This is a genomic window from Methylobacterium mesophilicum SR1.6/6, assembly GCF_000364445.2.
Taxonomy (GTDB): domain Bacteria; phylum Pseudomonadota; class Alphaproteobacteria; order Rhizobiales; family Beijerinckiaceae; genus Methylobacterium; species Methylobacterium mesophilicum_A.
Genome location: NZ_CP043538.1, coordinates 5,709,327 through 5,735,473, shown reverse-complemented (window position 1 = coordinate 5,735,473; position 26,147 = coordinate 5,709,327). Strand labels below are relative to the sequence as shown.

Below are 26,147 nucleotides of genomic sequence, written 5' to 3'. Positions count from 1 at the left end.
ACAGCCGTCACAAACCTGTTTCTAACTGATGTTAGAGACAGCATTGCTCATTCATGGAAGATTACCTGCTCGCGTCGAGAGTCGTCATGGGCGCCAGTGCAGTCATGATGTCGGCCTTGGCAGCGATCACCTTCATGGTCGTTGGTCATGACGTTTTGAGCGACGGCCGTAGATTTGCCGAAGCGATTCACGACTTCGTGTGGGTCGCATCGGGTCTGTTCGCTGCTGTGGCGGTGTGGTTGTACGTCGCTCAGCCGGAACCGTGCGTCAGAACAGCGTGCGATCGGACTGTTCGCGCAGGCTCTGGATTGGCCGGGCCCGGCGCGAGAGACGAACTGATTCGGGGCCAGTTGCGCATCATTCAAGACGGCGGCACCCGCCCGTTCTTTGAACGGCGGAAGGAACGCGGTGCGGATAAGCAGCCAAGCGTTTTGATGAAACCGCACGGACCCGTGCCTGAAATCTAACCCGTATTGGCGTGGCAGGCGTGGACGCGCCGTAGGTCCGCACCCATGAGCTCTGGCACCGCGGCGCTCCGCTATAAGTTTGCTGTCTTGTGTGAATGCAGGCCGTTCATACCCTCTGCCCGTAAGGGCTGCAGGCTATACCGGCTTCTCTCCGGTCGGGTTATACCAGAACAATGTCTGGATCGCGGTGCCCGACATGCATCCCGATCCGGCGACTATCGGCCGGTTCGTGATCGATCCACGGCGCCGTCTACGGCGTAGTCAGGCGATCACTTCTTCTTCGGATTGAGGTCGGGACGCTGCACGGTGACCCTGCCGTCGCACTCGCTGCCGGGGACGGTCTCCCACCCGTGCTGTGCTGCGGCTTGAGCCTGATCGAACGTCACAGGCATCTCGCCATGAGCAAGGCGATCTCCGAAGGCGCTAAGCCACAGGTCGCCGGACGAGTCGGCTATGTCGCCGGGCTCAGTGCAAGGGATGGGGAGCCTGCTAGGGCTGCCGAGTTCGAAAGCTGTCGGCTGCTTAAAGAGCATGGAGTTTGGCCCCGGTACGATATCCTTTTTCATGGCCAATCTCTGCAACCTCGCTGGCGTGAGTTAGAGGCGCGACCGCACGACGACAACTCTCACAGGCGTCATACTTCCGGATCCAACCGGCGTCGCGTACGTGACCGCGCCCGACCGCTTGGCTGGACGACCAATCGCGCATCGCACCGGATTTGCAGTCGTGATCCAGGTCGACGGCTATGCGGCCTACGAAAGCTTAGCCCACGGCGGCGCAGTACATCCTCTCGCGCGACGGCCTAGTTTGCGCAAGAGCCACTGCCCATGTCTCGTCTTTGCCCTCGTTTAGAGGCAAGGTCAATCGAACCCCGAAAGCGGACCTCGCGGCATCCCTGACTGTCAAAGTTTTCGAGATACCTTGCCTCGTCAGCGAATACCGCCGTCGCTCAGCCGATACCAACCGATGATCGCAGAGACGTACAGGCGGTGCAGCGCGTGAAGCGGCAGGGGCCTTACCGGCGTGGGCAATAGAGGAAGGCTGTCGGCATCGCCGGTCGCGATGTACGCGGCGATCGCCCGGCCCATCGCCGACTGAAGACCGACGCCGCGGCCCTGGCAGCCGATGTCGATGAGCAGTCCAGGTGCCGGTTCGTGAAGATGGGGTAGATAATCCCGGGTGATCGCCACGCGGCCACACCAGCGGTGATCGAAAGCGATACTGTCGAGCTGCGGAAAGAGCTTGCCGACGATCCGTTCCAGATGGACCCAGTCGTGCGGGCTGCGCGGCTCCCGGAAAGGGCCGCGGCCGCCCATCAGCAGCCGGCCCGTATGGTCGAGCCGGAAATATAGCAACAGCTTGCGCGTGTCCGAGGAGACCTGCCCCTCGGGCAGGATCGAGCGCCGCAGGTTGTCAGAAAGCGGTACCGTGGCGACTTGGAAGGAGTTGGCCGCGATCACCGTCCGGGCCAGGCCAGGCCAGAGCCCGCCGGTGTAGCCGTTGGTGCAGAGGACGACGCGCTCGGTTGCAAGGCGAGCTCCCTGCGCCGTGGTGACGGTCCAGCCCGATCCAGTCCGGGCGAGGGTTGTCACGGGCGATTCACCGTGGATCGCGGCCCCCGCCGTCAGGGCGGCCCGGGCCAGACCCCGTGCGTAGCTCAGCGGCTGGATCGCGCCGCCGCGACCATCGAGCCAGCCGCCGAGGTACCGCTCCGTGCCGAGCAGCCGGTCGGTCTCGTCCTTGTCGAGGACGCGGGCCGGGGCACCGAGGTCCGCCCACTGGCGCGCCCGCCGCGCGACCTCCTCCAGTCCGGCCTCCGTGTGGGCGCCCTGGATCCAGCCCGCGCGCCGGTGGGGCACGTCCATCGCATGCCGATCAATGAGATCGAAGACCACGTCGGCGGTGCCGCCGGCGAAGCGGGCGAGCCGTTCGCCGCGCTCGCGCCCGAACCGGGCAATGAGATCGGCGGGGTCGTACTTCAAACCCGGGATGACCTGACCGCCGTTGCGCCCGGAGCCGCCGAAGCCGATCTCGCGCGCCTCCAGGACGACCGGCCGGATCCCCCGCTCGGCGAGATGCAGGGCGGTGGACAGGCCGCAGAAGCCGCCGCCGACGATCACCACGTCGGCCTGGCCGGACTCGGCCAAAGGCGGCGTCTCCGGCGCAGGCGCCGCAGTGGTGGCCCAGAGCGATGGGGCGAGCGGGAACGGTTCGGCCACGGCCTGTCCTACAGCGGATGCAGCACGCGCTGCAGGAAGTCCTGAGTGCGGGGGTTCTGTGGGCGGTTCAGGATCTCGGCGGCGGGCCCCTGCTCGACGAGGCGCCCCCCGTCGAGGAACAGGACCCGGTCGGCCACCTCCCGGGCGAAGCCGATCTCGTGGGTCACGACGATCATCGTCATGCCCTCGTCCGCGAGGCCGCGCATCACCCGCAGCACGTCGCCGACGAGTTCGGGGTCGAGCGCCGAAGTCGGCTCGTCGAATAGGATCGCGTCGGGCCGCATGGCGAGCGCCCGGGCGATGGCGACGCGCTGCTGCTGACCGCCCGAGAGCTGGTCCGGCCGGGCATGCTCCTTCCCCGACAGGCCGACCCGGGCGAGCAGGGCGACGGCCCGCGCCTCCGCCTCGGCACGGGGCTCACCCTTCACGTATAACGGTCCCTCGACGACGTTCTCGAGGGCGGTGCGGTTGGCGAACAGGTTGAAGCGCTGGAACACCATGGAGACCCGGGTGCGGATCGCCTTGATGCTGCGCGCATCCCGGTCGACGCGCGTGCCGCCGACGCGGATCTCGCCGCCGTCATAGGCCTCGAGCCCATTGATGCAGCGCAGGAGTGTCGACTTTCCGGAGCCCGACGGCCCGATGATGCAGACCACTTCGCCCTTGGCGACCTCGGCCGATACGCCCTTGATCACCTCCAGCGCGCCGTAATGCTTCCGGACATCCTCGAGGACGATCATCGATGCCGACCCTTGGCCTCGAGATGGCGGACCAGCAGGATCAGCGGCAGGCTGAGAGCCAGGTACATCAGCGCCACCATCGTGTAGACGCTGGTGTTCTTGAAGGTTGACGACGCGATCAGCTTGCCCTGCAGGGCGAGTTCCGCGACCGTGATGGTCGAGGCCTGGGACGAATCCTTGAGCATCATGATCATGATGTTGCCGTAGGGCGGCAGCGCGATCCGGATCGCCTGCGGCAGGATCACCCGCCGCATCGTCATGCCCCAGCTCATGCCGATGGAGAGCGCGGCCTCGACCTGCCCGCGGTCCACGGCCTCGATGCCGGCGCGGAAGTTCTCGGCCTGATAGGCCGAGTAGGCGATGCCGAGGCCGATGATCGCCGCCTGGACGGCCGTCAGCGACAGGCCGAAATCGGGCAGCACGAAGTAGATGTAGAACAGCTGCACGATGATCGGGATTCCGCGCAGGATGTTGATCATCACGGCGCTGACGCCCGCCAGAACGGCGATGCCGGAGACCCGCAGCACGGCCCAGACGAGGCCGAGGAGTGTCGAGACCACCAGCGAGGCGAGGGTGATCAGGACCGTGAGTTGCACGCCCTGGAGCAGGATCGGCAGGTAGTCCTGCGCGTCGGCGAGGAACTCGCGCACGACGCTCAGGACCGGTCGGCGGACGGCGGCAAGCCCCATTTGGTCAGGATCGCCTGAAGCGTCCCGTCGGCCTTGAGCTTGGTGAGCGCGGCGTCGATCTTGGCGAGCAGGTCGGTTCTGGTCTTGCGCACGCTGAGGCCCACCGAGGCCACGACGGTCGGCTTGAAGGTCTCGACCAGGCGGACGCCGGGGAAGACGCCCTGCTTGACGTAATAGGCCAGGATCGGTGCGTCGGCGAAGCCGGCCTTCAACCGGCCGGAATTCACGTCGCGGATGATGTCGGGGATCGTGTCGTAGATCTTCACCTCGCCGAAGAGGCCCGACTTCTTCAGCGGCTCGACGAAGGCGGTGCCGACCTGGGCGCCCACGGTCTCGCCCTTGAGGTCGGCGAAGGAGGTGTAGTCCTTGGTGTCGGTCTTCGGGACGATCAGGCCTTCGCCGTAGCTGTAGACCGGCGCCGAGAAGGCCACGACTTCCTTGCGCTGAGGCGTGATGAACATCGCCGCGGAGATGATGTCGATCTTCGAGGCGGTGAGTGCCGGGATCAGCGTCGAGAATTGGAGCGGCTCAACCGCCACCGTGAAGCCCGCCTCCTTGCCGACCGCGTTGACGAGGTCGACCATCACGCCCTGGATCGTGTTGGTCTTGGTGTCGAGGAACGTGAAGGGCAGGCCGGTGGGGGTCGCGCCGACCTTCAACGGTTGGGCGCTCGCCGCACCACACAGATATCCGACGAACAGGGCCGACGTCAGGCACAGTTTGGCCAACCGTCTTCTCATCTTGCCGCTCCCATGCAGTGATCGCAGCACGCGACGTTCGTCGGCGCCAGTTTTCATTGTCGTGAAGAATACCGCATGTTTTCGGTATCGACGCAAGCGGCTTTCACGTGCATGAAAGAACGCGCGGAAGGCAGGCTGGTGTGACGGTGGGCATCCCCCGAGGCGAGATGATAGGTCCGGAACCGGTCGACCGTGCCGTAGGTCAGCGCCTGCGTGGCCTTCGGCGGGCGCGGGGGCTGTCGCTGGAGGCCGTTGCCTCCAGCACAGGCCTGTCGATCGGCTTCATCAGTCAGGTCGAGCGGGGCCTGTCCTCGCCCTCGCTCCGCGTCCTGGCGCTCCTCGCCGACACGCTGCAGATCGGGATCGGCGGCCTGTTCGAGCCCGGCCCGCAGGCGCCGGAACCGGACCCGATCGTGGTGTTCCGGAAGGATCGGCCGGAACTGCAGCTCTGGCGGACCGGCATCACCAAGCAGTTGCTCACTCCGCCCGGGGGCACACAGGGCATGAGCCTGTTCCACATGGTGCTGAGGCCGGGCGCCAGCACGGGGGACGAGCTGTTCAGTCACGACGGCGAGGAGGCGGGTCTCGTCCTCGAGGGCCGCCTGACCCTGGTCGTCGAGGCGCGCACGCTCCAGCTGGCGGAAGGCGACAGCTTCCGCTTCGAGAGCCGTCGGCCGCATCGCTTCGGCAATCCCGGGACGCACGACCGGACCATCGTGCTCTGGGTCAATGTGCTGGGGTCTTCTCAGATCGATTCGCCGTAGCTCCGAAGGGCACGCGGGATCGAAGCGCCGGGGCCTCGAGGCGCGCACCCGAGACCGTCGAGCGTGGCGTCGAGGATCCGCTACCGACCGCCCAGCAAGCGCGTCCCGAGGGCGGCCCAATAGGCCGCTCCGATCGACAGGGCCGCGTCGTTGAAATCGTAGGCCGGATTGTGAAGCGGGGGACCGCGCTCGGCCCCATCCGTCCCGATCCACGCATAGGCGCCAGGGCAGGCTTCGAGCATGTAGGCGAAATCCTCGGATGCCATGGAGGGCACGACCTCGCCATGGCGCGCGGAGAGCTCAGGGACGGTCCCGGCCGCCTCCAGGGCGGTGCCGACCGCGTCTGCGGTGTTGACGGTGGCGGGGTATCCGAACCGGTAGTCCACCTCCGCGCGGGCGCCGTGCGTGCCAGCCGTCCCGCCCGCGATCGCCTCGACGAGCTCCGCGACGCGCTTGCGCACGGCCTCGTCCAGGCACCGGACCGTGCCGCGGATGACAGCGCGCTCGGGGATGACGTTGTAGGCGTCGCCGCCGTGGATCTGCGTGACGCTGAGCACGACTGGGTCCGTGGGCGCGATCCGGCGGCTCACGATGGTCTGCAGGGCGAGGACGAGCTCGGAGGCGACGACCAGGGTGTCGGTGCCGCGCTCCGGCATGGCCGCGTGGGTGCCGAACCCGGCGACCGTGATCTCGAACGTGTCGAGGGAGGCCATGATGGCGCCGACCCGGGTCGCGAAGGTCCCGAGCGGCAGACCGGGCCAGTTGTGCAGGCCGTAGACGGAATCGCAGGGGAACAGCCGGAACAGGCCGTCCTCGACCATGGCGCGCCCGCCGCCCTCGCACTCCTCCGCCGGCTGGAAGATGAAGTGGACCGTGCCGGACAGGTCGGTGCGCGACGCGAGGTGCCGCGCCGCGCCGAGCAGCATCGCCACGTGGCCATCATGGCCGCAGGCATGCATCACACCGGGCGTCCGAGAAGCGTAGCTGGCGCCCGTCGCCTCCTGGATCGGCAGGGCGTCCATGTCGGCGCGCAGGCCGACAGTCGGGCCGTCGCCCCGGCTCAGGGTCCCGACCACGCCGGTGCGCCCGAGCCCGGTCTTCACCGACAGGCCGCAGGCGGCCAGCTCCCGGGCGACGAGATCCGCCGTGCGGACCTCCTGGAAGGCCAGCTCGGGATGGGCGTGCAGGTCGCGCCGCCACGCGACCATCCGCTCCACGGTCTCCGCCTCGATACGCATGCGACGTCTCTCTGATGCCGGAGGCTGCCAGACCGCCTCGATCCCCCGTCCGGACCCTACGCCGTTCGGCACGGCGGTTCACCCCAGTGGCGGGTGCATGAAGAACTGCGCGATCAGGACCGCGCCGAGGAACGTCCCGGCATTGGCCATGAACGAGACCACGACGATCCGCCAGCCGAGGCGGCGGAAGGCGGGCACGTCCTTGGCGACCGAGAGGCCCGCGAAGGTCAGGATCGGCGTGGCCAGCGCCAGGAAGTTCAGCTTGCCGGTCAGGGCGGCGATCTCGGCGGCGTGGGGCGTGCCGGGATAGGTCAGCGCCATGCCGATGATCGAGACCCACAGGACGGCGGGCAGGCGCCGGCCGAGGAGCAGGTAAAGGCCCCAGCCGGCCAGCACGGTGCCGATGATGATCGCCATCCCGGCGACGACCTGCGCGTCGGGGACGACCCCGTAGGTCAGCCAGTTGCCGATCAGCCCGTAGGCGCCGATCAGGATCCAGGCGAGCACCGTCTCGCCGAGGCCGATCCGCGCCTCCGGATGGGCTGGCGCGGCCGCCTGAGGATCGGCTTCGGCCGCGCGGGCGGCGTCCGCCCGGTTGCGGCCGAGGATCGGCTCCAGCTTGCCGTAGGCCCAGATCGTGAAGGGCAGCGACAGGAACAGGGTGAAGTACGTGCCGATCGTGGTGGTGACGAGGTTGCTGGCCGCCGCGAAGGTGGCGACATCCTTGGCGACCTCGGGCGTCTGCTGGGCCGCGATCGCCCCCGAAGCCGCGGCCATCATGCTGCCGGAGCCGACCCCGGCCCCCATCGCCAGCGCCAGGGGATTGAAGAGGCCGAGGCTGGTGATCAGCCCGGCCAGAAGGGCGATGAACACCGCGCCGAACACCGTGCCGGTCAGGTACTCGGCCAGCACGCCGCGCCCCTCCGGCGAGTCCATGCCGTAGCGCTCGCCGATGATGGCGAGGCTGGGCTCGCGGCCGACCGAGAAGGTCGCGCCGATCGCCTCGCGCTTGATGCCGAGCAGGAGCGCGACCGGCAGGCCGAACACCATCGTGCCGAAGAAGTGGCCGAATTCCTGGAAGGCCAGGGCCCAGCCCGAGGCCATGATCTTGGGCAGCGACCCGCCGACGAGCAGCCCGAGCTTGGCGATGAAGATCAGGAGCGCCGGCTGGAGATAGGCACCGGCCGCGTTCTGGAGCGCGCCCGACAGCCGCAGCGTCGCCGGCAGGCGCGGGCTCATCAGCCCCAGCGCGCCGCCCAGAAGCAGGGCCCAGAGCAGCGGGAGCAGCACGATCTTGCCAGCGCCCACCGGGATGCTGACGTTGCCGATCGCCTCCGCGATGACGACGATGACGAGGGCGAGCAGGAACAGCGTCAGCTTACCCCCGCCCGAGACGGGCGGCGCGACCGCCCGCGTATTCGTCGCAAACAGTTCCCCCGCCATCGTCATCCTCCTCGACCCCCCTCGGGGCTGCCCGTTGCTCCGCCTGCCGGTCTTGATCGCCGGCTTGGCGTTAGATCGTCTCGGTCATTGCGCCCGTGGCGTCGGGCTCAGCCCACGTAGCCGAAGGTGACGGCCGGCGCGGCGGCGGTCTCGACCCAGACGCTCTTGGTCTGGGTGTAGGCCATCAGCGCCTCGCGGCCCGAGGAGCGGCCGAAGCCCGAGCGGCCGAAGCCGCCGAAGGGCGAGGCCACATTGATCGTCTTGTAGCCGTTGACCCAGACGGTGCCGGCCCGCAGGGCCGCCGCGACGCGGTGGCCGCGCCCGCCGTCGCCGGTCCAGACCGCGCCGGCGAGGCCGTAGGGCGTGCCGTTGGCCAGCGCGACCGCCTCGTCCTCGCCGTCGAACGGCAGGACCGCCAGGACCGGGCCGAACACCTCCTCTCGGGCGATCGCCGCGTCCGGCGCGACGCCGTCGACGATGGTCGGGCCGTAGTAGAAGCCGCCCGTGTCGCGCAGGGAGGCGGGGCAGGCACCGCCCGCCGCGATCGTGGCGCCGGCCCCCGCGGCGGCCTCGACCATGTCGGCGATCTTGTCCCGCTGGCGCCGATTGTTGATCGGGCCGATCTGCGTCGCCGGGTCGGTCGGCGCCCCCACCGGGATGCGCGCGGCGGCGTGGGACAGGCGCGCGACGAAGGATTCATGGATCGAGCGGTGCACGAGGAGCCGGGAGCCCGCCACGCAGCTCTGGCCGGCGCCGCCGAAGATCGCGGCCTGCGCGCCGATCAGCGCCCGGTCGAGGTCGGCGTCGGCGAACACGATGTTGGCCGACTTGCCGCCGAGCTCCAGCACGCTGGGCACGATGGCGCGGGCCGCCGCGGCGGCGATCTGCGCGCCCGCCTCGGCGGAGCCGACGAACACGACCAGCCGGGTCTCGGGATGGGCGACCGCGGCGGCGCCGGTGGTCGGGCCGGCGCCCGCCAGCACCGAGACGAGGCCGCGCGGCATCCCCTCGGCGCGGTCGCAGAGCAGGCCCAGCGCCAGCGAGGTCAGGGGCGTCAGTTCGGAGGGCTTCAGCACCACGGCGTTGCCGGCGCAGATCGCCGGCGCGATCTGCCAGCCCGCCGTGAAGATCGGCGCGTTCCAGGGGGTGATCTGCACCACGGTGCCGAAGGGCTCGTGGCGGGTGTAGTTCAGGTGCGAGGTCGGCACCGGGATGACGTCGCCGTGCAGCTTGTCGCACCAGCCGGCGTAGTACTCGAACATCTCGGCGACCTTGGCGACCTCGCCGCGCGTGTCGCGGATCGGCTTGCCGGCCGAGAGGGTCTCCAGCTCGGCGAGCGCGCCGGCATGCTGCCGGACCAGGGCGGCGATCGCCCATAGCGCCCGGCCGCGGGCGGCGGCGTTCATGCCCCACCAGGCGCGCTGGGCGCCGCGAGCCGCCGCCATGGCGGCCTCGACGACCGACGGCCCGGCATCGGCGAAGGTCGCGAGCACGCCGCCGTCGGCGGGGTTGGTGAGATCGAGGGCGGTGCCGGTCCCGGCGAGGATCTCGCCGGCCACGACGCTGCCGATGCGGCCGCCCGGCAGCAGGTCGGCCAGAAGGGCGGCGACCCGGTCGGCGGCGGGCGAGTGCGGCGTGCCGGACATCAGTGGGCTCCCTTGGGATCGCGGTAATCGGCCATGCGGGTGAAGTCGGCCGTGTCGGGGATGGCAGACTGCGTCGCCTGCCAGATCCGCTTCACCTCGGCGGAGAGCGGCAGGTCGATCCCGCATTCGGCGGCGAGTTCGAGGGCGAGGCGCACGTCCTTGCGCATCAGGCCGGCCGAGAAGCCGCTGTCGAAGGTGCCGGACTGGACCCAGCGCGGGACCATGACCTCGCTGATCGCGCTGCGGCCGGTCGCGGTGTTCACGACCTTGACGGCCTCCTCGGCCGAGAGGCCCGCCGCCTCGGACAGGCGCAGGGCCTCGCCGGTGGTCACGAGATGGGCCGCAACCAGCAGGTTGTTGACGAGCTTGACGATGTTGCCGGCGCCCGATGGCCCGACATGCGGCGCGCGGGCCGACATGGCCTCCAGGACCGGACGGGCCAGCTCGTAATCCGCCTCGGCGCCGCCGATCATCATGGTCAGGGTGCCCGCGGCGGCGCCGGACGGGCCGCCGCTGACGGGAGCGTCGAGGAGCGCGTGACCGGCCGCGGCGAGGCGCTCGGCAAGGCGCCGGGTCGTGCCGGGATCCGAGGTCGATGTGTCGATCACCACGACCTTCCGGTCGGTCCGGGAGAGGAGGCCGCCCTCCGCGGTGACCACCGCCTCCACGTCCCGCGCCAGCGGCAGCGAGAACACCAGGGCGTCGGCCCGGCCGAGCAGGTCGTTGAGGGCGTCGACGGTCGTCACGCTGGCCGCCTCGGCGGCGGGGCGCCGGGCCGGACTGAGGTCGTAGCCCAGGACAGCGAAGCCCTTGCGAGCCAGGGTCGCGGCCATGCCGAGACCCATGTTGCCGAGCCCGACGACTCCTACCGTTGCGATGGTCATGCCGATCCGTCCTCACGAAGCGGCACGATAGTTCCGGCAACTGAGTGTTGCGACAACAGCCGATTTCTGCACGATCCGTGCGGAGATTCCGCACGCTCGCGTCAGGCCGGGGGCGGGCGGAACGCCACCATGTGGTCGGCCAGCCAGCCAAGCAACCGCGCCGCCCCCTCAGGCAGGCGCCGCCCCGCGCGGATGACGAGGTGGGCGCTCGCCTCTGACAGGATCGCGTCGCGCAGCGGCACCGCCGCGAGGAGGCCGTCGCGCAGTTCGGCCGCCACCACGAAGCGGGGCAGGAACGCCACGCCCATGGCGGCCATCACGAAGCGGCGGTGCAACTCGAAGGACGCCGTCTCCAGCCGCGGCACCAGCCGGAAGCCGCCGTCGGCCTCGACGCGGCCGATCAGTTGGCGCACGCCGTGGTCGGGTGGGAGGAGGGCGGTAGGCTCGGTGGCGAAGCTGCGCAGCGGGACCGGCGACGCTTCGTAGGCGAGGGCGTGCCCCTTCGGCAGGACGGCGAGCAGCGGCTGCCGGGCGGAGACGATTCCGCGGACATCCGGGTGCGCGGGCGGGTTGTAGATGAGGCCGATATCCGCGTCCCCGCGGGCGATCGCTGCGAGGATCCCGTCGGTGGTGCCGATCTCGACCTGATAGGCGATGCCCGGATGCTCCTTGGCGAAGCCCGCAAGGGCGTTGTCGAGGAGGTCGATCAGGAAGCCGGCGCCGCAGCGCAGGCTGATCGTGCCGCGCTGCACGCCGCGCAGGCGCTTGAGCTGGTCCTCCAGCAGCGCCGCCTCGTCGGCCTGCCGCTGCGCGTGCGCGGCGACCAGCCGGCCGGCCTCGGTGGGGACCACGCCCCGGGGCAGGCGCTCGAGCAGGGTCTCGCCGGTCTGCGCCTCCAGCTCGATGATCTGCCGGCTCACCGCCGAGGCGGCGACGTTCAGGATCTCGGCGGCCGCCCGGACCGAGCCCGCGCGCACGACGGCGAGAAAATAGCGGAGGGCGCGGTCGTTCATAACGGCTGCACCGTGCCTGCGGCGCGGCGCGGCATCAACAGGCCACCGCCGGCCGGGCGGCGCGCGAAAAGTCCGCTGATCGCGATCCGTCCGAGCCGCCGCGACCGCGGGACCGGGCGGCTCCGGGGCGGCCTCCGGCGGTCAGAACGGCCGGCCCGCTGCCACGACGGTCCGGATGGCGAAGCTCGACTGGAGCCGGGCGACGCCGGGCAGGCGCGACAGCACGTCCTTGTGCAGACGTTCGTAATCGGCGGCGTCGATGACCCTGAGCTTGACGAGGTAATCGGCCGATCCGGTCATGAGATAGCAGTCCTGGACTTCCGGACAGCGCCGGACGGCCGCCTCGAAGCGGTTGAGGTAGTCCTCGGTCTGGCGGTCCAGGGTGAACTGCGTGAGCACGACGAGGCCAGGCGCGTCGGCGGCGCCCACGAGGGCCGTGTAGCCGCGGATGATCCCGGACGTCTCCAGCGCGCGCACGCGCCGATGACAGGCCGAGGCGGACAGGCTGACGGCGGCGGCGAGATCCGCGTTGCTGATCCGCCCGTCACCGCGCAGGACCTGGATGATGCGGCGGTCGGTTTCGTCCACGCCCGGCTCTCGCAGGATATTCGAATTGGCCGAAGAAACTTGCACTCGGGGTCCCAGATAGCAAATGTCTTCGACAGCACGCACGCCCGTTCGACGATCCTTCGTGTAGCCTTCGGACATCGCATCCGCGCGCTGTCCCGAGGGCCGCCATGAGCATGATCGATCGCGCGCTTCGGCCTGATGCGGGCCCAGCCGGGACGGCCTCCGCACTCCTCACGATCGATCTCGCGGCCATCGCGGAGAATTACCGCCGCCTCGCCGCGCGGGCCGGGTCGGCGACCTGCGCGGCCGTCGTCAAGGCGGACGCCTACGGGCTCGGCGCCGACCGGGTCGCGCCGGTCCTGGCCGCCGCGGGCTGCCGGCACTTCTTCGTCGCCCAGGTCGGCGAGGGCGTGGCCCTGCGCTCCATCCTCGGACCGGGCGCGGTGATCGCCGTGCTCAACGGCACCGCCCCGGGCGGCGAGGCGACCTGCGCGGATCACGACCTCGTGCCCGTCCTCAACGACCGGTCCCAGTTCGACGGCTGGCAGGGCCTGGCCCGGCGGCGGGCGCGGTGCCTGCCCGCGATCCTCCAGGTCGACACCGGCATGGCCCGCTTCGGCTTCGCGCCGGAGGAGGCCGGCGCGCTCCTCGACCGGCCGGACGCCCTCGCGGGGCTCGACCTGCGGCTGGTGATGAGCCACCTCGCCTGCGCGGGCGAGCCGGGCAGCCCGGTCAACGCGGCGCAGCTGTCCGTCTTCCGGGCCGTCCGCCGGCGCCTGCCCGCGGTGCCGGCGAGCCTCGCGGCCTCGTCGGGGATCTTCCTCGGTCCGGACTTCCATTTCGACATGGTGCGCCCCGGCGCCGCCCTCTACGGGATCGCCCCGCAGGAGGGTGGGCCGAACCCGATGCGCCCGGTGATCGGCCTGCGGGCCCGGGTCATGCAGACGCGCAACGTCCCGGCGGGGACGCCGGTCGGCTACGGGCACGCGGCCACGGTCGCCCGGGACAGCCGACTCGCCACGGTCGCGATCGGCTACGCGGACGGGCTCTTCCGCAGCACGGCGGGCGGCGCGGCGTGGTTCGGCGGCGCCCGGCTGCCGGTGGTCGGGCGTGTCTCGATGGACAGCCTCGTCCTCGACGTCACCGACGTGGCGCCGGGCACGCTCGGGCCGGGGGCGCTCGTCGACATCGTCGGGCCGGAGCGCGACGTCGACGCCGTCGCCGCCGCGGCCGGCACGATCGGCTACGAGGTCCTGACCAACCTCGGCCACCGTTTCCACCGCCTCTATCTCGGAGCCTGAGGCCCGCCATGCACGTGCTCATCCTCGGCGGCGGCGTCGTCGGCGTCACCTCGGCCTACTATCTCGCCCGAGCCGGCCATCAGGTCACCGTGCTGGAGCGCCAGCCGGGCTCCGGCCTGGAGACCAGCTTCGCCAATGCCGGGCAGGTCTCGCCCGGCTACGCGGCCCCCTGGGCGGCGCCGGGAATCCCCGTGAAGGCGCTCAAGTGGCTGATGATGCGGCACCGGCCCCTGGTGCTGTGGCCACGGCTCGAGCCCCGCCTCTACGCGTGGCTCACGCGCATGCTCGCCAACTGCACCGAAGAGGCCTACCAGCGGAACAAGGGCCGCATGGTCCGGCTCGCCGAGTACAGCCGCGACGCGCTACGCGACCTGCGCACCGAGACCGGCATCGCCTACGACCACCGGGAGAAGGGCACGCTGCAGCTCTTCCGGACGCACAAGCAGCTCGACCATGTCGGCGACGACACCCGCGTCCTCGACGCCTACGGCGTGCCCTACACGGTGCTGGACCCGGCCGGCTGCGTCAGTGCCGAGCCGGCGCTCGCCGCCGTGCGCGACGTCTTCGTCGGCGGCCTGCGGCTGCCGGGCGACGAGACCGGCGACGCCCACCTGTTCACCCAGCGCCTCGCCGCGATCTGCGACGGTCTCGGCGTGACCTTCCGCTACCGCACGGCGATCGCGCGCCTGCATCACGCCGGCGACCGGGTGACGGCGGTCGAGACCACCGACGGCGACCTTCTGCGGGCGGATGCCTATGTGGCGGCGCTGGGCAGCTACACGCCGGCGGTGCTGCGTCCCCTCGGGATCGCGCTGCCGGTCTACCCGGTGAAGGGTTACTCGCTGACGGTGCCGATCACCGACGCGGCGGCCGCGCCGGTCTCGACGGTGATGGACGAGACCTTCAAGGTCGCGATCACCCGGCTCGGCGACCGGATCCGCGTCGGCGGCACCGCCGAGCTCGCGGGCTTCAGCAGCGCCCTGCGCCTGCCGCGGCGCGAGACCCTGGCGCGCTCGGTGCAGGACCTGTTCCCGGCGGGCGGCGACCTCGAGCGGGCCTCGTTCTGGACCGGCCTGAGGCCGATGACGCCGGACGGCACGCCGATCGTCGGGGGCACGCGGGTCGGCAACCTGTTCACCAACACCGGTCACGGCACGCTCGGCTGGACCATGGCCTGCGGCTCCGGCCGCCTGCTCGCCGACATCGTGTCCGGCCGGGCTCCCGAGATCGCGAGCGACGATCTGGCGCTCGACCGCTACGCCGCGTGAGACGACTTGCGTGATCGCTCAGACACCCCGCCGGGCTAGTGATCGAGAACGTCGAAAAACGCCCGCCGTCTCGTCGCGGTCGGGCGGACCGACGTTCAGGACGGATCGGGGATGGCTCGTCTGCCGCATTCGCGCCTCGGTCCCGAGGCGCGCCGGAAGGCGGTCGAGCTGGAATCTCGAACGGTCCCCGAGCGCGTGGACAGCGACTTGCGGGGCGGATTGGCGGGCCACCACCGCACTTGCGTTCAAGGCCGCTACACGACGCTGACGGCTCGAAGCGAACCGGCTGCTGTCGGCCGATTTCCTTGAAAAACTCGGTGGCAGCGCCTCAGGCGTCATCCCAGATGGGCCCGGGAGAAAATCGGTCTCTCGCGCCGCGGCAATCCTACGCACGAGGCGCGTTCTGTTCACGCCCAGACCAGGACTTTCGCCGGTCGGTGCTCCTCGCGGCGCTGCTTCGGCCAGCTTCCGAGTTTGTCAACACAATCAGCCACATCCGGTTGCCGCTTCGCGCGCAACTCGACCCGTCCCCGGTATTTGGTCCGGGTTGATACAAGCGGACATCGGGGATTCAACGACGTGACGAGCGCCGTCGAGCCTGGCCGCCGCGATGCGAACCAGCCATACGTGCGGCCGGGCGGACCACGACCGACTGTGATAGATGTAGCGGGAGGTGCGCTGGCCGTCCGGCGCTGAACGCCCCCCTGGAGAATTGCAGTGGCACGTCCGGATCTCGGCACGAAACGACTTTGCCCGACGACAGGCAAGAAGTTCTATGACCTCAACAAGAACCCCGTCATCTCGCCTTATTCGGGAGAGGTCGTCCCAACCTCGGTGACAACGTCCTTCGCCAGGGGAGCCGCGCCTGTGGTAGCGCGCAAAGAGGCACCGACCGAAGACGAAGAGGACACGGACGGCCCGGAACTCGTGTCCTTGGATGAGGTCGAGGCTGAGGAAGCCGATAAGGACACGGATACCGACACGGACAGCGATGACGCTCTGGATGTCGATGACGATGGCGACCGGGTCGAGGATGACACGCTCGTGGTCGATGAGGACGACGAAGATACCACCGACCTGATCGAGGTAAATGACGACGATGATGATCAGTAGCCGCGCTTGAGTCTCTTCGCCCGAGCCGCCCCGCGCTCATCGCAAACCCGGGTGACACATCCGGTTGATCGGGCGACGGGGCGGCCCATGAGCAGGGCCGATCGCACAGCCATGCGGCGTGACGGCTCGTCGGCTTCAGCATCGACTACGGTGGCGTTTGCCGATGCGTGCGCCGCGACGGTCGCAGCCAAGTCAAGGAAATGGTCCGGCCCGATCGGATGATCCTGCGTGGTCGGCACTGTGAGGTAGACGTCGATGGCCGCGCAGACGTGCTCGATCGCGATGCGCTCGGCGGTCACGAGATCCCAGAGCGTAGCATCGTCTGCCATCCGAGACGTTCTACACCCAGCGCTCGAGGCCGCAACAACGGGCCATCGCAGCTGGGTGGTTTCGGCCGGCCCCTTTCAGAAGTTCCGAGCCATAACACCGGACGTTCAACCAAGACGTGCTGTTGCACGGATGCGCGACCGTCTCGGGCGTCGCGTCGGGTTCGACGGTTCCTCCGGCGCAGATATCGGCTCAAGCTTGGCGAAGGCCCGGCTATCAGACCCGGTCGGTCACGGTCAGGCAGCGACGTGATGTGCGGTTGGGATGGTCATCAGGGATTGTCGGCCCCACTGGCAGTGACCTACGAAGCAGGCCTGCACCCGAGGATGAGGGTGGCGACGGCGTGCACCAGTTCCGCCTCATGATACGGCTTCGTCAGTCGTGGGGGATCGCGATAGCCATCCGCATCCGGCAGCTTCACATCTCCGGTCGCGAATAGATACGGCACACCTGGAGACCCCAATACCGCAACCAAGGGGTGGACTGTCTCGCCATGGCCGAGGTTCACGTCCAGCACGGCCGCGGCGAGGCTATCTTCCTCAATGAAGGCGAGCGCCTGAACGACGCTCGGTAGAGGCCCCGCGACGCAAGCTCCTGCCGCCTTCAGCCAGCGCTTCAGCTCGATCGCAATCAGGTATTCATCCTCGACAACGAGGATGCGGTATCCGGCGAGCGGTCGAACAGGATCGGGCACCGTACCTCCGAAGCGCGGGGAAGGGCGCGAGGACCAGGTTTTCGAAGCGCCCCACCTTTTCGGAGGTCAGGATACCGGCATTTCGATCCGGCAATGCACACCTTCCGGCCCAAGCTCGTAATCTACCTTGGCCTCCAGCGCGTAGGCTAAGGCATTCTGGATCAATTCGGTGCCGTAGCCGCGCCGGGTGACACTCTCCGACCGCACGGGCACGCCGCGCTCGACCCAGGACAGGGCGAGGCGGCGGCGCTGGCGACGATCGCGCACGGTCTCCCAGGTGACACTGAGTCGGCCGGCCTGACTCTTGAGCGCCCCGTGCTTGACCGCGTTTGTGGTCAGCTCGTGCACCGCCAGGGCGAAGTTCTGCACCTGCCGCGCGGTCAGATGTACTTCGGGGCCCGCGATGCTGACGCGATCGGACGCTCGATCAACATAGGCGGCCAACTCCGTCCTCACGAGCGCCCCAAGCTCAACCGTGTCGCTGCCGAACTGGCTGAGCAGACCCTGCGCCCGGCTGAGCGCCTTCAGGCGCTCCTCGAAAGCCTCGATCGGACTCCCCTGCTGCAAAGTTCTGTCTGCCACGGCGATGACGACGGCGAGCAGGTTGCGTGAGCGATGCTGCAATTCGTTGATCAACACTTCCTGTCGCGCCAGCAGCCTGTGATGGTCCGTGACGTCGATGTTCACGCCCGACCACTTCCGGATCGACCCGTCCGGATTCGTGATCGGCACAGCGCGGACGTTCGACCACCGCCACGAGGCGCTCGGTGCGTGCCACAGGCGGTACTCGTGATTGACAGCTGTCCGCGCCGCCACGGCCTGCCGCCACTTCGCCTCGGTGACATCCCGGTCGTCGGGATGGATGGCGGCGATCCAGCCCGACCCGAGCCATTCTTCCAAATGCTGCCCGGTGAATGCGCGCCAGCCTGGACTGTCGACCTCGATGACGCCTTCGGCCGAGGCTTCCCAACTGAACTGGCCGAACCCCTCGACTAGGCCGCGGAACCGCTCTTCACTCGCGCGCAGCTCGTCCTCGGCACGCTTGCGCGCCGTCACGTCGCTGGCTGCTCCGATCCATTCGCGGATCTCGCCCACCTCGTCGAGGAGGGGCACGGCCCGTGACAGGGCCCAGCCCGAGCGCCCGTCCGCCTGCCTGACGGGATGCTCCAGTTGGAACATCGCCTTGGCCTCCACCGCCTGTTGAATTGCCGCCCGCAAGCGCGGCTGATCGGCCGGGTCGATGTATGCGCCCAGCCAGTCATCGCTCGGGCTGACGGTGTCGGCCAGGAACCCCTGTCCATCGAGTACGCGCAACTCGCGCCAGTCCGGGCTCATGCGGTAGACGACATCGGCGCTGGCGGTGACGAAGGCGCGGAACCGCTCCTCGCTCGCGCGCAGGCGGTCCTCGGCCCGCTTGCGAGGGAGGATGTCTTTGAACAGGACCGCCACCTGCCGTTGCTCGGGCGTCCCGATCGGGAAGGCGTAGACGTCGTACCAGCGCCCGAGCGCGTCCGCGCGATCGTCGAAGCGTTCGGCTTTGCCGGTGCGGGCGATGCGACCGTAGGTCTGGAGCCAGTGCGCCTCGATATCGGGCACCAGCGCCCGGACCGTCCGACCTACGGCGTCCGTCAGCCCGGTCTGCTGCTCGAAGGCCACGTTCACGTACAGGAAGCGGTAGTCGACCGCAGCTCCGGCCTCGTCGAACAGAACCTCGATGGTGCAGAACCCTTCGTCGATCGCATTGAACAGATGATGGTAGCGGGCCTCGCTCGTGCGTAACTTCGCCTCGGCGCGTAGGCGCTCACCGATCTCGAAGCCGGTCATGTGGACTGCGATCACGTGTCCGGCCTCGTCGCGCACCGGCACCAGAAGCGCGTCAAAGACATCCTCCGCGACGCCTTCGCCGCGGGTGTCCAGGGGTTGGCCGGCGACTTGGACGGCCTCGCCCGCGAAGGCGCGCGCGTAGTAGGGTGCGACGGTTGCCCAACCGTCCGGGAACGTCGTCGCGAGGGGACGACCGAGGGCCTCCGGATGCCGATCGCCGTAGAGCCGGGCGGCGGCATCGTTGTAGATCAGGAGGTGCCCGCGTCCGCAGACGATGGACGCGACGACAGGGCTGGCAAGCACATGCTCGACCATGGCCGCGAGGCGGGGCGACCATGTCTCGATCGGGCCGAGCGCCGTCGCGGCCCAGTCATAGCCGCGAACGCGTTCGGCCATTTCACCGGCCAGATGAGACCCTACGGACATCGGTATCGGGACGTTGATGGACGCTGACGACCGGCATCATGTCGAGCGAAGCCAGCCGCAGCAATGGTAGCCACCCAGGACAAGCCGCCATTCCATGGGCATCATGCCGGTGACCGCGTGGCGGACCTTTCGATGATCGTCCGAACGTCCGGGTCGGGAGCGGCTTCAGTGCATGAGGGCCCTGCCGGTGCACAAGGATCGTAGGCGGTGTGGCGCCACAGCCATCCTTCTCCGGCACCCGCTTCGATGGGCCGGCCCTCTCGTGACCTACGTCAGCCGCCGCCAGTCAGCCGTCGCTCCAGGAAGTCCAGCCGGTCCTGACCCCAGAAGATGTCCCCGCCCACGGCATAGGTCGGAGCGCCGAACACACCGCGGTCGATCGCAGCCTTGGTCTCCCGTGACCGTAGCGCCGTCCACCGCGCATCATCCGCGTGCTCGAGGACGGATGGCCCGTCCAGGCCAACGTCGCCGATCAGCCGTCCGAGCGTTTCCCGGTCACCGGTGTCAGCCTCTTCCTCCCAGAGCGCCCTCAGGACGCGATGCGCCAGATTGACGGCAGGAGCATCGCCGATCGTCTCGCGCACCACGAGGACACATCGAGCGGCGGTCGCCTCCTCGGCCGGGAAGTGCCTCGGCTTGAGGTTGATCGGAATGCCGAGAACATCGCGCCAGCGCGCCAGTTCCTGGAGCCGATAGGCTTGCCGCTGCGGCGAGCGCTTGGCCAGCGGGAGCCCTCCTGAAGCCGGGAAAACTTCGGCGGTGTCGATGGGATAGATCCGCACCCGCGCACCGCAACGCGCGGCAATATCCATCAAGCGCGCGCCTCCTAGGTAGGTCCAGGGCGAGTTCAACGAGACGTAATAGTCCACCTGACAACGCATCGGCCCTCCTATCGACTTACGATAGCTGAAGCGGCGCCGCGGCGGCGCCCTTTGTACGTCACGCCGCTCCCGGACCTGCTGCTGCACTCCGCGCGGGCTCGGTCGCGATCATTGCGTCGGGCGATAGGAGGGTAGGGGGAGCCAGACGGCTGTGGCCCGTTCCTACAGGTTACGTTCGCAAGCCATTGTCCAATCTGACGTTATCCGATGGCTTTCAGCGGCGTACAAGCCCATCCGAGACTGCGCCTGCCCTTTCGCAATGCAAGGGTCCGGGGTTCGAATCCAGCGTGTGGCACCGCCCCTCAGCGCCACGCGTGCTGGCCGAGGATGACGACCGGCAAGCACCGAACAGGCGACGCGGCCACCGACCTCGCCGTCTCGGACCTGCGCGAGGCCGCCCACGTCTCGGCCGGAGACAGGCGCCGCGGTGGGCATCGTGTCGGCCGACCTCGCAGCCGGGGATCACCCAGTCACGAAGAAATGGACGCTCGACCGGGCGGTACCGGTTCTACGCACGCGCACGGCCGCCGATATCAAGCGGCGAGATAGGCAGCCAACCCGGCCAATCCCGACAACGAGGAGCGGCTCTCTTCCGTGCAGCGCGCATTCAGGTCTGCGGCCAGCCCGTCGAGCTTGGCCTGGAGCGCGACGATGCTCGCCTTCGACAGGTTGCCAGGGAGCAGAACGACAACATCCCCCTCGGTGAGGCGGATTGTTTCCCGGATCGCAGCGCCTTCGGACATGTCGGCCTCCGTCGGGAGGATTGATCTCCCGGTCTGACGACAAGATCTCATGGGCCGAAACCTTCGGCGGTGCTTCGGCACACGCGCATGAGTCGGATCGATTCGGTCAAGTCGCGCCGAACCATCGCGTCAGCGATCGGCCGGCGGCTTCCTCATCCGGGGGAGTGTCACAGGCCCAGGCGACGATCCCGTCGGGCCGAACGAGCAGGGCCTGCAGGCCGAGCCGGTCCTCGACCTCGCTGGCGACGTAGCCGACGCGCCCGGATTGCCGGTCCGTCAAAGCTTGCAGCGATGGACGGTGGGCGAAATCCAGGACCAGGCCCTTACCGGCACGCATGAGGCCGCCAACCCGTCTCCCGTCACCGAGGACGAAATCGGGCACGCTGCGCCCGACCAGCGGATGGCCGGCGCCGAGATCGTAGCTGAGCGACACGCCCCATACGCGCTCGGCGAAGTAGGTTGCGCCGTCTGTCGTGTCGATCAGGTCACGGATGATGGCTTCGAGGGCGCGCGCGCTTCGGCTCGGCCGCATGAGCGCGGCCTGGGCCCGCGACCAGTCGAGGACGCGCGCACCGACCGGATGCCGCTCGCGCTCGTAGCTATCGAGGAGATCCGCTGGCCCAATCCCCCGGATCGTGGCCGCGAGCTTCCAACCCAGGTTCATCGCATCGCCGAGCCCGAGGTTCAGGCCCTGGCCACCCAAGGGCGAATGGATGTGCGCGGCATCGCCGGCCAGGAGCACGCGGCCGCTGCGATAGGCGCTCGCCTGACAGGCGCGGTCAGTCCACGTTGTGGCAAGCTCGAGTTGGGTCAGCGTGACATCCGTCCCGGAAACCCTGCGCAGGACCGCCTCGACGTGCGCGCGCGTGATCGGCGCGGTGCGATGGAAGGCCCCACCGTCGAAATCGGCCACCGCGAACGTGTCGGGCGGCGTGTACAGGTACATGCCCTCCGCGGTGTAATGCCGGCCGGGCTTGAGGGTATCCCCGTTGGCCAGCGCGGCCCGGACGGAGTAGCCCGTGAATTCAGGCTCCGTGCCGGTGAAGGACAGGTGCGCCGCCTTGCGCACCGTGCTGCGCGCGCCGTCGCAGCCGACCAGCCAGCGGCCCCGGTACGCCGCGCCGGACGCCTGGACGAGGACGGACTCGTCCGTCTGGGCGAAGCCCTCGACGCCCACGCCCCGCAGGATCCGGACCCCCGATGCCTCAGCCCGCCGGGCCAGGACGGTCTCGAGGCTTTCCATCGCGATGGCGAGGGTGCTGACGGAACCCGGCAGGCGATAGGCCCAGCGCGCCGGATCGATCCGGTCGTGGAAGAACTGGATGCCGGCAAAATGACCGCCGGGGCGGCGCGGCTGCGCCATCCAATGCGCCGTTCCCGGCATGGCGCGGCTCACCGCATCGGCCGCGATCTCTTCGAGCAGACCGCGGCGGTCGAGGCTCTCGAGCGTCGGCACCGTCAGGCCGCGTATGCCGAACGGGGGGCGCTTCAACGGCGAGGATGGGTCGCGCGCCTGCTCGAGAACCAGCACCGAGCAGCCCGCCAGCGACAGTTCGCAGGCGAGAAACAGGCCGACGGGACCGCCGCCGGCGATGATCGTGTCATAGACGGTCGATGATGGGGGCATGGCCGGACTCCGAGTCGATATTCGACCGGAGCGTTTCCCAAACCTGAGACCCGCGCGGACGAACATCCGGACGCGCACGCGCGTCCTTCGTTCGTCGTGGGGGTCCGCGGCACGGGGCCAAAGACCAGAGCTTTCGTTACCGAAAGGACTTGGGCTGACCAGACCAAGTCTGCCTTTTCCGACTTGGCGACGGTAGCGCACCGGCCGCGCGACCGCAACGGCCACGTTTCAACGCCGCCCCAGGAGTCTCGCGCATCGCGGACGTGAACGGAGCAGAGAAGGGGGAGGGGTGCCGTGTTCAGCCGCGTCCGCGCCCGGCGTACAGGCCTGCCCGCTCTCGGACGGTTATCGGAAGCTGCGGCTGTACGCTTGATCGGGCCCGGGCTCACGCCCCGTCGTCAGGCGCCGGGCGCGGCGCCGTCGACGCTTCTCGGAAGCCGCCACGGGTTCGCATCCGTCAGCGCGGCCGGGAGGAGGGCCTCCGGCACGTCCTGATAGCAGACCGGCCGCAGGAAGCGGTCGATGCCAAGGCTGCCCACCGACGTGGTGCGCCCGTCCGAAGTCGCGGGGAAGGGGCCGCCGTGGACCATGGCATGGCCGACCTCGACGCCGGTGCCGAAGCCGTTCACCAGGATTCGGCCGACCTTCCGATCCAAGAGAGGCACGAGGCCGCGCGCCGCCGCGTGATCAGTCTCGTCCAGGTGCAGGGACGCGGTGAGCTGGCCTTCGAGGCCCTCCAGGACCGTGCGCAGCTCGGCGGCATCCCGGCAGCGGACCACCAGGGAGGCTGCGCCGAAGACCTCCTCGGCGAGCCGATGGTCGGCACGGAAGGCGGCCCCGGTCGTCGCGAACAGGATCGGCCGCCCCTGCTGAGCGGTGCCGGGCTGGCCCTGTGCCACCCGCGCCACCGCGGGGTTGCTCTCCAGGGCCGCGACGCCCTCGCGATAGGCCCGGTGGATGCCGGGCGTCAGCATGGCGGCGGCGGCCACACCCGAAAGGGTGTCGGCGGCGGCCGCCTCGAAGGCCGCGAGCCCCGGACTCTCGACCCCGAGGACGAGACCGGGACTCGTGCAGAACTGGCCCGCGCCGAGGGTGAGCGACGCGACGAAGGCGCGCCCGATCTCGGCACCGCGTGCCGCGAGCGCGGCGGGCATCAGGATCACCGGGTTGATGCTGCTCATCTCGGCAAAGACCGGGATCGGGATCGGCCGCGCCGCGGCGATCCGCATGAGGGCGGTGCCGGCGCGGCGCGAGCCCGTAAAGCCGATCGCGGCGACGCGGGGATCGGCGGCGAGATGCTGGCCGATCGCGATACCCTCCTCGAACAGCAGCGCGAACACGCCGTCCGGCAGGCCGCACGCGGTGACCGCGCGGCGAACCGCGTCGCCGACGAGGGCCGAGGTACCGGGATGGGCCGGATGCGCCTTCACGATCACCGGGCAGCCGGCGGCCAGCGCCGACGCGGTATCGCCGCCAGCGACCGAGAAGGCGAGGGGGAAGTTCGAGGCGCCGAAGACCAGCACGGGACCGACCGCGATCCGGCACAGGCGCAGGTCCGGTCGCGGCAGCGGCGTCCGCTCGGGCTGGGCCGTGTCGATACGGGCGCCGAGGAAGGCGCCGCTTCGGACGACGGCGGCGAACATCCGGAGCTGGCCGACGGTGCGGCCGCGCTCCCCCTCGATCCGCGGGCGGGGGAGGCCCGTCTCGGCCATGCAGCGGGTGACGAGTTCGTCCCCGAGTTCGAGGATGGCGTCGGCGATCGCCTCCAGGAGGGCGGCCCGTGCCGAGGGGGGCGTCGCGCGGTAGGCGTCGAAGGCGTCCGCGGCGAGCGCGCAGGCGTGTTCGGCCTGCCCGACCGTCGCCGAGGCGAAAGCCGGCTCCAGAGATGCCCCGGTGGCGGCCTCGACCGCGCGCCACGGCGTGCCGCTGCCCGGCACACGCGCGCCGCCGATCAGGTTGTCGCTGCTGAAGGTCATGCGGTCGCGCCTGTTCAACAATCGGCGGAGTCGTCGGGAGCCGCGCCCGGGCGCGCTGCACCCCGGCACGGCACGAGACCCTTGTTTCGATACACCCCCCGCCGGACCGGCAGCCGCTCCGGAGGAGAGCGCACTGACCTCACCGGACGAGGCAGGGCTTCTTGTTGTCGAAGGTCCAGTTCGGGACCAGGAACTGCATCGCCGCCGCGTCGTCCCGGGCGCCGAGACCGTGGTCGCGGTAGAGCGCGTGCGCCTCCTCGACCGCCGACCAGTCGAGCTCGATCCCGAGACCCGGCCGCTCCGGCACCCGCACGAGGCCGCCGCGGATCGCCAGGGGCTCCTTGGTCAGGCGCTCGCCGTCCTGCCAGATCCAGTGGGTGTCGATGGCCGTGACATTGCCCGGCGCGGCCGCAGCCACGTGGGTGAACATGGCGAGCGACACGTCGAAATGGTTGTTCGAGTGCGAGCCCCAGGTCAGCCCGTGGTCGCGGCAGAGCTGGGCCACCCGCACCGAGCCGGCCAGCGTCCAGAAGTGCGGGTCGGCGAGCGGGATATCGACGGCGCCGAGCTGAATCGCGTGGTTCATCTGCCGCCAGTCGGTGGCGATCATGTTGGTGGCGGTGGGCAGGCCGGTGGCACGGCGGAATTCGGCCATGATCTCGCGGCCGGAGAAGCCCTGTTCCGCCCCGCAGGGGTCCTCGGCGTAGGCGAGCACGTGACCCTGGCCCTTGCACAGGCGGATCGCCTCGGCGAGCGACCACGCGCCGTTGGGATCGAGGGTGACGCGCGCCTCGGGGAAACGCCGGTGGATCGCCGTGACGGCGGCGATCTCCTCCTCGCCGCGCAGCACGCCGCCCTTCAGCTTGAAATCGTTGAAGCCGTACTGCTCGTAGGCCGCCTCCGCGAGGCGGACCACGGCCTCGGGCGTCAGGGCCTCCTCGTCGCGCAGCCGGAACCAGCCGTCCCGCGCCTGCGGCTCCCGGTAGCCGAGGTCGGTCCTGCGGCGGTCGCCGACGTAGAACAGGTAGCCCAGCATCTCGACCGCGTCCCGCTGCTGACCCTCGCCGAGGAGCGCGGCCACGGGCACGTCGAGGAACTGGCCGAGCAGGTCGAGCAAGGCGGATTCGACCGCGGTGACCGCGTGGATGGTGATGCGCAGGTCGAAGGTCTGGAGGCCGCGCCCGCCGGCATCGCGGTTGGCGAAGCGGGTGCGCATGGTGTTGAGCACCGCGTTCCAGGCACCCAGCGGCTGGCCGACCACGAGGTCGCGGGCCTCCTCCAGCACGCTGCGGATGCCCTCGCCCCCGGGAACCTCGCCGAGGCCGGTGGCGCCCGTCGAGTCTGTGAGCACCACGAGGTTACGGGTGAAGAACGGACCGTGCGCACCCGACAGGTTCAGCAGCATGCTGTCGTGTCCCGCGACCGGCACGACCTTCATGTCGGTCACGGTCGGCGTGTTGCGGGCGGCGTGGCGGGTGTCGGACTGCGTGGTGACGGACATGGCGTGTCCTCCTGCATGTGGTCTGGCTGGGGGCCGCACGGCCGGGCGCGGCC

The 26,147-nt window shown here is 69.7% G+C and carries 24 protein-coding genes and 1 pseudogene; 6 read left to right on the top strand and 19 right to left on the bottom strand.

Annotation, left to right across the window (positions count from 1 at the left end; translation table 11 throughout):
- Positions 1-53 precede the first annotated feature (53 nt).
- A complete protein-coding gene (locus MMSR116_RS27100) occupies positions 54-467 on the top strand; it encodes a hypothetical protein (RefSeq protein WP_010684011.1) in 414 nt (137 codons plus the stop codon).
- A 269-nt stretch (positions 468-736) separates the two neighbouring features.
- Here the strand turns inward: MMSR116_RS27100 and MMSR116_RS27095 are convergent, their stop codons facing one another.
- On the bottom strand, positions 737-1,033 hold the full coding sequence (locus MMSR116_RS27095) for a hypothetical protein (protein ID WP_010684010.1): 297 nt from the start codon (positions 1,031-1,033) through the stop codon (positions 737-739).
- Positions 1,034-1,112: 79 nt separating this feature from the next.
- Between MMSR116_RS27095 and MMSR116_RS32615 the strand changes: the two are divergent.
- Positions 1,113-1,250: pseudogene (locus MMSR116_RS32615) on the top strand (hypothetical protein); the annotation flags it as partial.
- A gap of 146 nt (positions 1,251-1,396) precedes the next feature.
- Here the strand turns inward: MMSR116_RS32615 and MMSR116_RS27090 are convergent.
- Genes MMSR116_RS27090 through MMSR116_RS27075 form a run of 4 tightly spaced genes read right to left on the bottom strand, consistent with a single transcriptional unit; the run spans position 1,397 to position 4,855 of the window.
- Positions 1,397-2,686: an NAD(P)/FAD-dependent oxidoreductase gene (locus tag MMSR116_RS27090; protein ID WP_039893247.1), complete on the bottom strand. Its 1,290-nt coding sequence runs from the start codon at positions 2,684-2,686 to the stop codon at positions 1,397-1,399.
- A gap of 8 nt (positions 2,687-2,694) precedes the next feature.
- Positions 2,695-3,426 carry an amino acid ABC transporter ATP-binding protein gene (locus tag MMSR116_RS27085; protein WP_010684008.1) on the bottom strand — a complete coding sequence of 244 codons (732 nt, stop codon included), beginning with the start codon at positions 3,424-3,426 and terminating at the stop codon, positions 2,695-2,697.
- A complete protein-coding gene (locus MMSR116_RS27080) occupies positions 3,423-4,076 on the bottom strand; it encodes an amino acid ABC transporter permease (protein WP_010684007.1) in 654 nt (217 codons plus the stop codon). Before MMSR116_RS27080 ends, MMSR116_RS27085 begins: the two co-directional genes overlap by 4 nt.
- A 5-nt stretch (positions 4,077-4,081) precedes the next feature.
- Entirely contained in the window at positions 4,082-4,855 is a 774-nt protein-coding gene (locus tag MMSR116_RS27075) for an ABC transporter substrate-binding protein (protein WP_010684006.1), read from the bottom strand.
- 167 nt (positions 4,856-5,022) lie between these two features.
- On the opposite strand from MMSR116_RS27075, the gene MMSR116_RS27070 reads away from it, so the two are divergent.
- On the top strand, positions 5,023-5,619 hold the full coding sequence (locus tag MMSR116_RS27070) for a helix-turn-helix domain-containing protein (RefSeq protein ID WP_051072187.1): 597 nt from the start codon (positions 5,023-5,025) through the stop codon (positions 5,617-5,619).
- Between the two features lie 80 nt (positions 5,620-5,699).
- On the opposite strand, the gene MMSR116_RS27065 is transcribed toward MMSR116_RS27070, so the two are convergent.
- From MMSR116_RS27065 to MMSR116_RS27040, 6 genes are all read right to left on the bottom strand, one after another.
- Positions 5,700-6,857, bottom strand: a complete 1,158-nt coding sequence (locus tag MMSR116_RS27065; protein WP_010684004.1) for a M20 aminoacylase family protein — start codon at positions 6,855-6,857, stop codon at positions 5,700-5,702.
- 78 nt (positions 6,858-6,935) lie between these two features.
- The gene (locus MMSR116_RS27060) at positions 6,936-8,300 is read right to left on the bottom strand and encodes a DUF3100 domain-containing protein (RefSeq protein ID WP_010684003.1); all 1,365 of its coding nucleotides are present in this window, start codon (positions 8,298-8,300) and stop codon (positions 6,936-6,938) included.
- Positions 8,301-8,407: 107 nt separating this feature from the next.
- Positions 8,408-9,946: an aldehyde dehydrogenase family protein gene (locus MMSR116_RS27055; protein ID WP_010684002.1), complete on the bottom strand. Its 1,539-nt coding sequence runs from the start codon at positions 9,944-9,946 to the stop codon at positions 8,408-8,410.
- Positions 9,946-10,830, bottom strand: a complete 885-nt coding sequence (locus MMSR116_RS27050; protein ID WP_010684001.1) for an NAD(P)-dependent oxidoreductase — start codon at positions 10,828-10,830, stop codon at positions 9,946-9,948. Before MMSR116_RS27050 ends, MMSR116_RS27055 begins: the two co-directional genes overlap by 1 nt.
- Before the next feature lie 101 nt (positions 10,831-10,931).
- A complete protein-coding gene (locus MMSR116_RS27045; RefSeq protein ID WP_010684000.1) occupies positions 10,932-11,843 on the bottom strand; it encodes a LysR family transcriptional regulator in 912 nt (303 codons plus the stop codon).
- 141 nt (positions 11,844-11,984) lie between these two features.
- Entirely contained in the window at positions 11,985-12,431 is a 447-nt protein-coding gene (locus tag MMSR116_RS27040) for an Lrp/AsnC family transcriptional regulator (protein ID WP_039893243.1), read from the bottom strand.
- 149 nt (positions 12,432-12,580) lie between these two features.
- On the opposite strand from MMSR116_RS27040, the gene alr reads away from it, so the two are divergent.
- The 3 genes from alr (at position 12,581) to MMSR116_RS27025 (ending at position 16,095) form a co-directional block, all read left to right on the top strand.
- Positions 12,581-13,714, top strand: coding sequence for an alanine racemase (gene alr, locus MMSR116_RS27035; RefSeq protein ID WP_083920226.1), 1,134 nt, complete (start codon positions 12,581-12,583; stop codon positions 13,712-13,714).
- An 8-nt stretch (positions 13,715-13,722) separates the two neighbouring features.
- A complete protein-coding gene (locus MMSR116_RS27030; RefSeq protein ID WP_010683997.1) occupies positions 13,723-14,982 on the top strand; it encodes a D-amino acid dehydrogenase in 1,260 nt (419 codons plus the stop codon).
- Positions 14,983-15,699: 717 nt separating this feature from the next.
- Positions 15,700-16,095, top strand: coding sequence for a TIGR02300 family protein (locus MMSR116_RS27025; protein ID WP_010683995.1), 396 nt, complete (start codon positions 15,700-15,702; stop codon positions 16,093-16,095).
- On the opposite strand, the gene MMSR116_RS27020 is transcribed toward MMSR116_RS27025, so the two are convergent.
- The 8 genes from MMSR116_RS27020 to gudD all read right to left on the bottom strand — a co-directional run bounded on the left by MMSR116_RS27020 (position 16,089) and on the right by gudD (position 26,094).
- Positions 16,089-16,394: a hypothetical protein gene (locus MMSR116_RS27020; protein ID WP_244625544.1), complete on the bottom strand. Its 306-nt coding sequence runs from the start codon at positions 16,392-16,394 to the stop codon at positions 16,089-16,091. The two genes, MMSR116_RS27025 and MMSR116_RS27020, sit on opposite strands and share 7 nt — an antisense overlap.
- A gap of 329 nt (positions 16,395-16,723) precedes the next feature.
- Positions 16,724-17,116 carry a transcriptional regulator gene (locus MMSR116_RS27015; RefSeq protein WP_010683993.1) on the bottom strand — a complete coding sequence of 131 codons (393 nt, stop codon included), beginning with the start codon at positions 17,114-17,116 and terminating at the stop codon, positions 16,724-16,726.
- Positions 17,117-17,182: 66 nt separating this feature from the next.
- A complete protein-coding gene (locus tag MMSR116_RS27010; protein ID WP_039893240.1) occupies positions 17,183-19,336 on the bottom strand; it encodes a PAS domain-containing sensor histidine kinase in 2,154 nt (717 codons plus the stop codon).
- 302 nt (positions 19,337-19,638) lie between these two features.
- Entirely contained in the window at positions 19,639-20,235 is a 597-nt protein-coding gene (locus MMSR116_RS27005) for a 2-hydroxychromene-2-carboxylate isomerase (protein ID WP_202882058.1), read from the bottom strand.
- Positions 20,236-20,780: 545 nt separating this feature from the next.
- Entirely contained in the window at positions 20,781-20,990 is a 210-nt protein-coding gene (locus MMSR116_RS27000) for a hypothetical protein (RefSeq protein WP_010683990.1), read from the bottom strand.
- A 106-nt stretch (positions 20,991-21,096) separates the two neighbouring features.
- Positions 21,097-22,617, bottom strand: a complete 1,521-nt coding sequence (locus tag MMSR116_RS26995; RefSeq protein ID WP_010683989.1) for an FAD-dependent monooxygenase — start codon at positions 22,615-22,617, stop codon at positions 21,097-21,099.
- 398 nt (positions 22,618-23,015) lie between these two features.
- Positions 23,016-24,593, bottom strand: coding sequence for an aldehyde dehydrogenase (NADP(+)) (locus MMSR116_RS26990; protein WP_010683988.1), 1,578 nt, complete (start codon positions 24,591-24,593; stop codon positions 23,016-23,018).
- Between the two features lie 139 nt (positions 24,594-24,732).
- Positions 24,733-26,094 carry a glucarate dehydratase gene (gudD, locus tag MMSR116_RS26985; protein ID WP_010683987.1) on the bottom strand — a complete coding sequence of 454 codons (1,362 nt, stop codon included), beginning with the start codon at positions 26,092-26,094 and terminating at the stop codon, positions 24,733-24,735.
- Positions 26,095-26,147 lie beyond the last annotated feature (53 nt).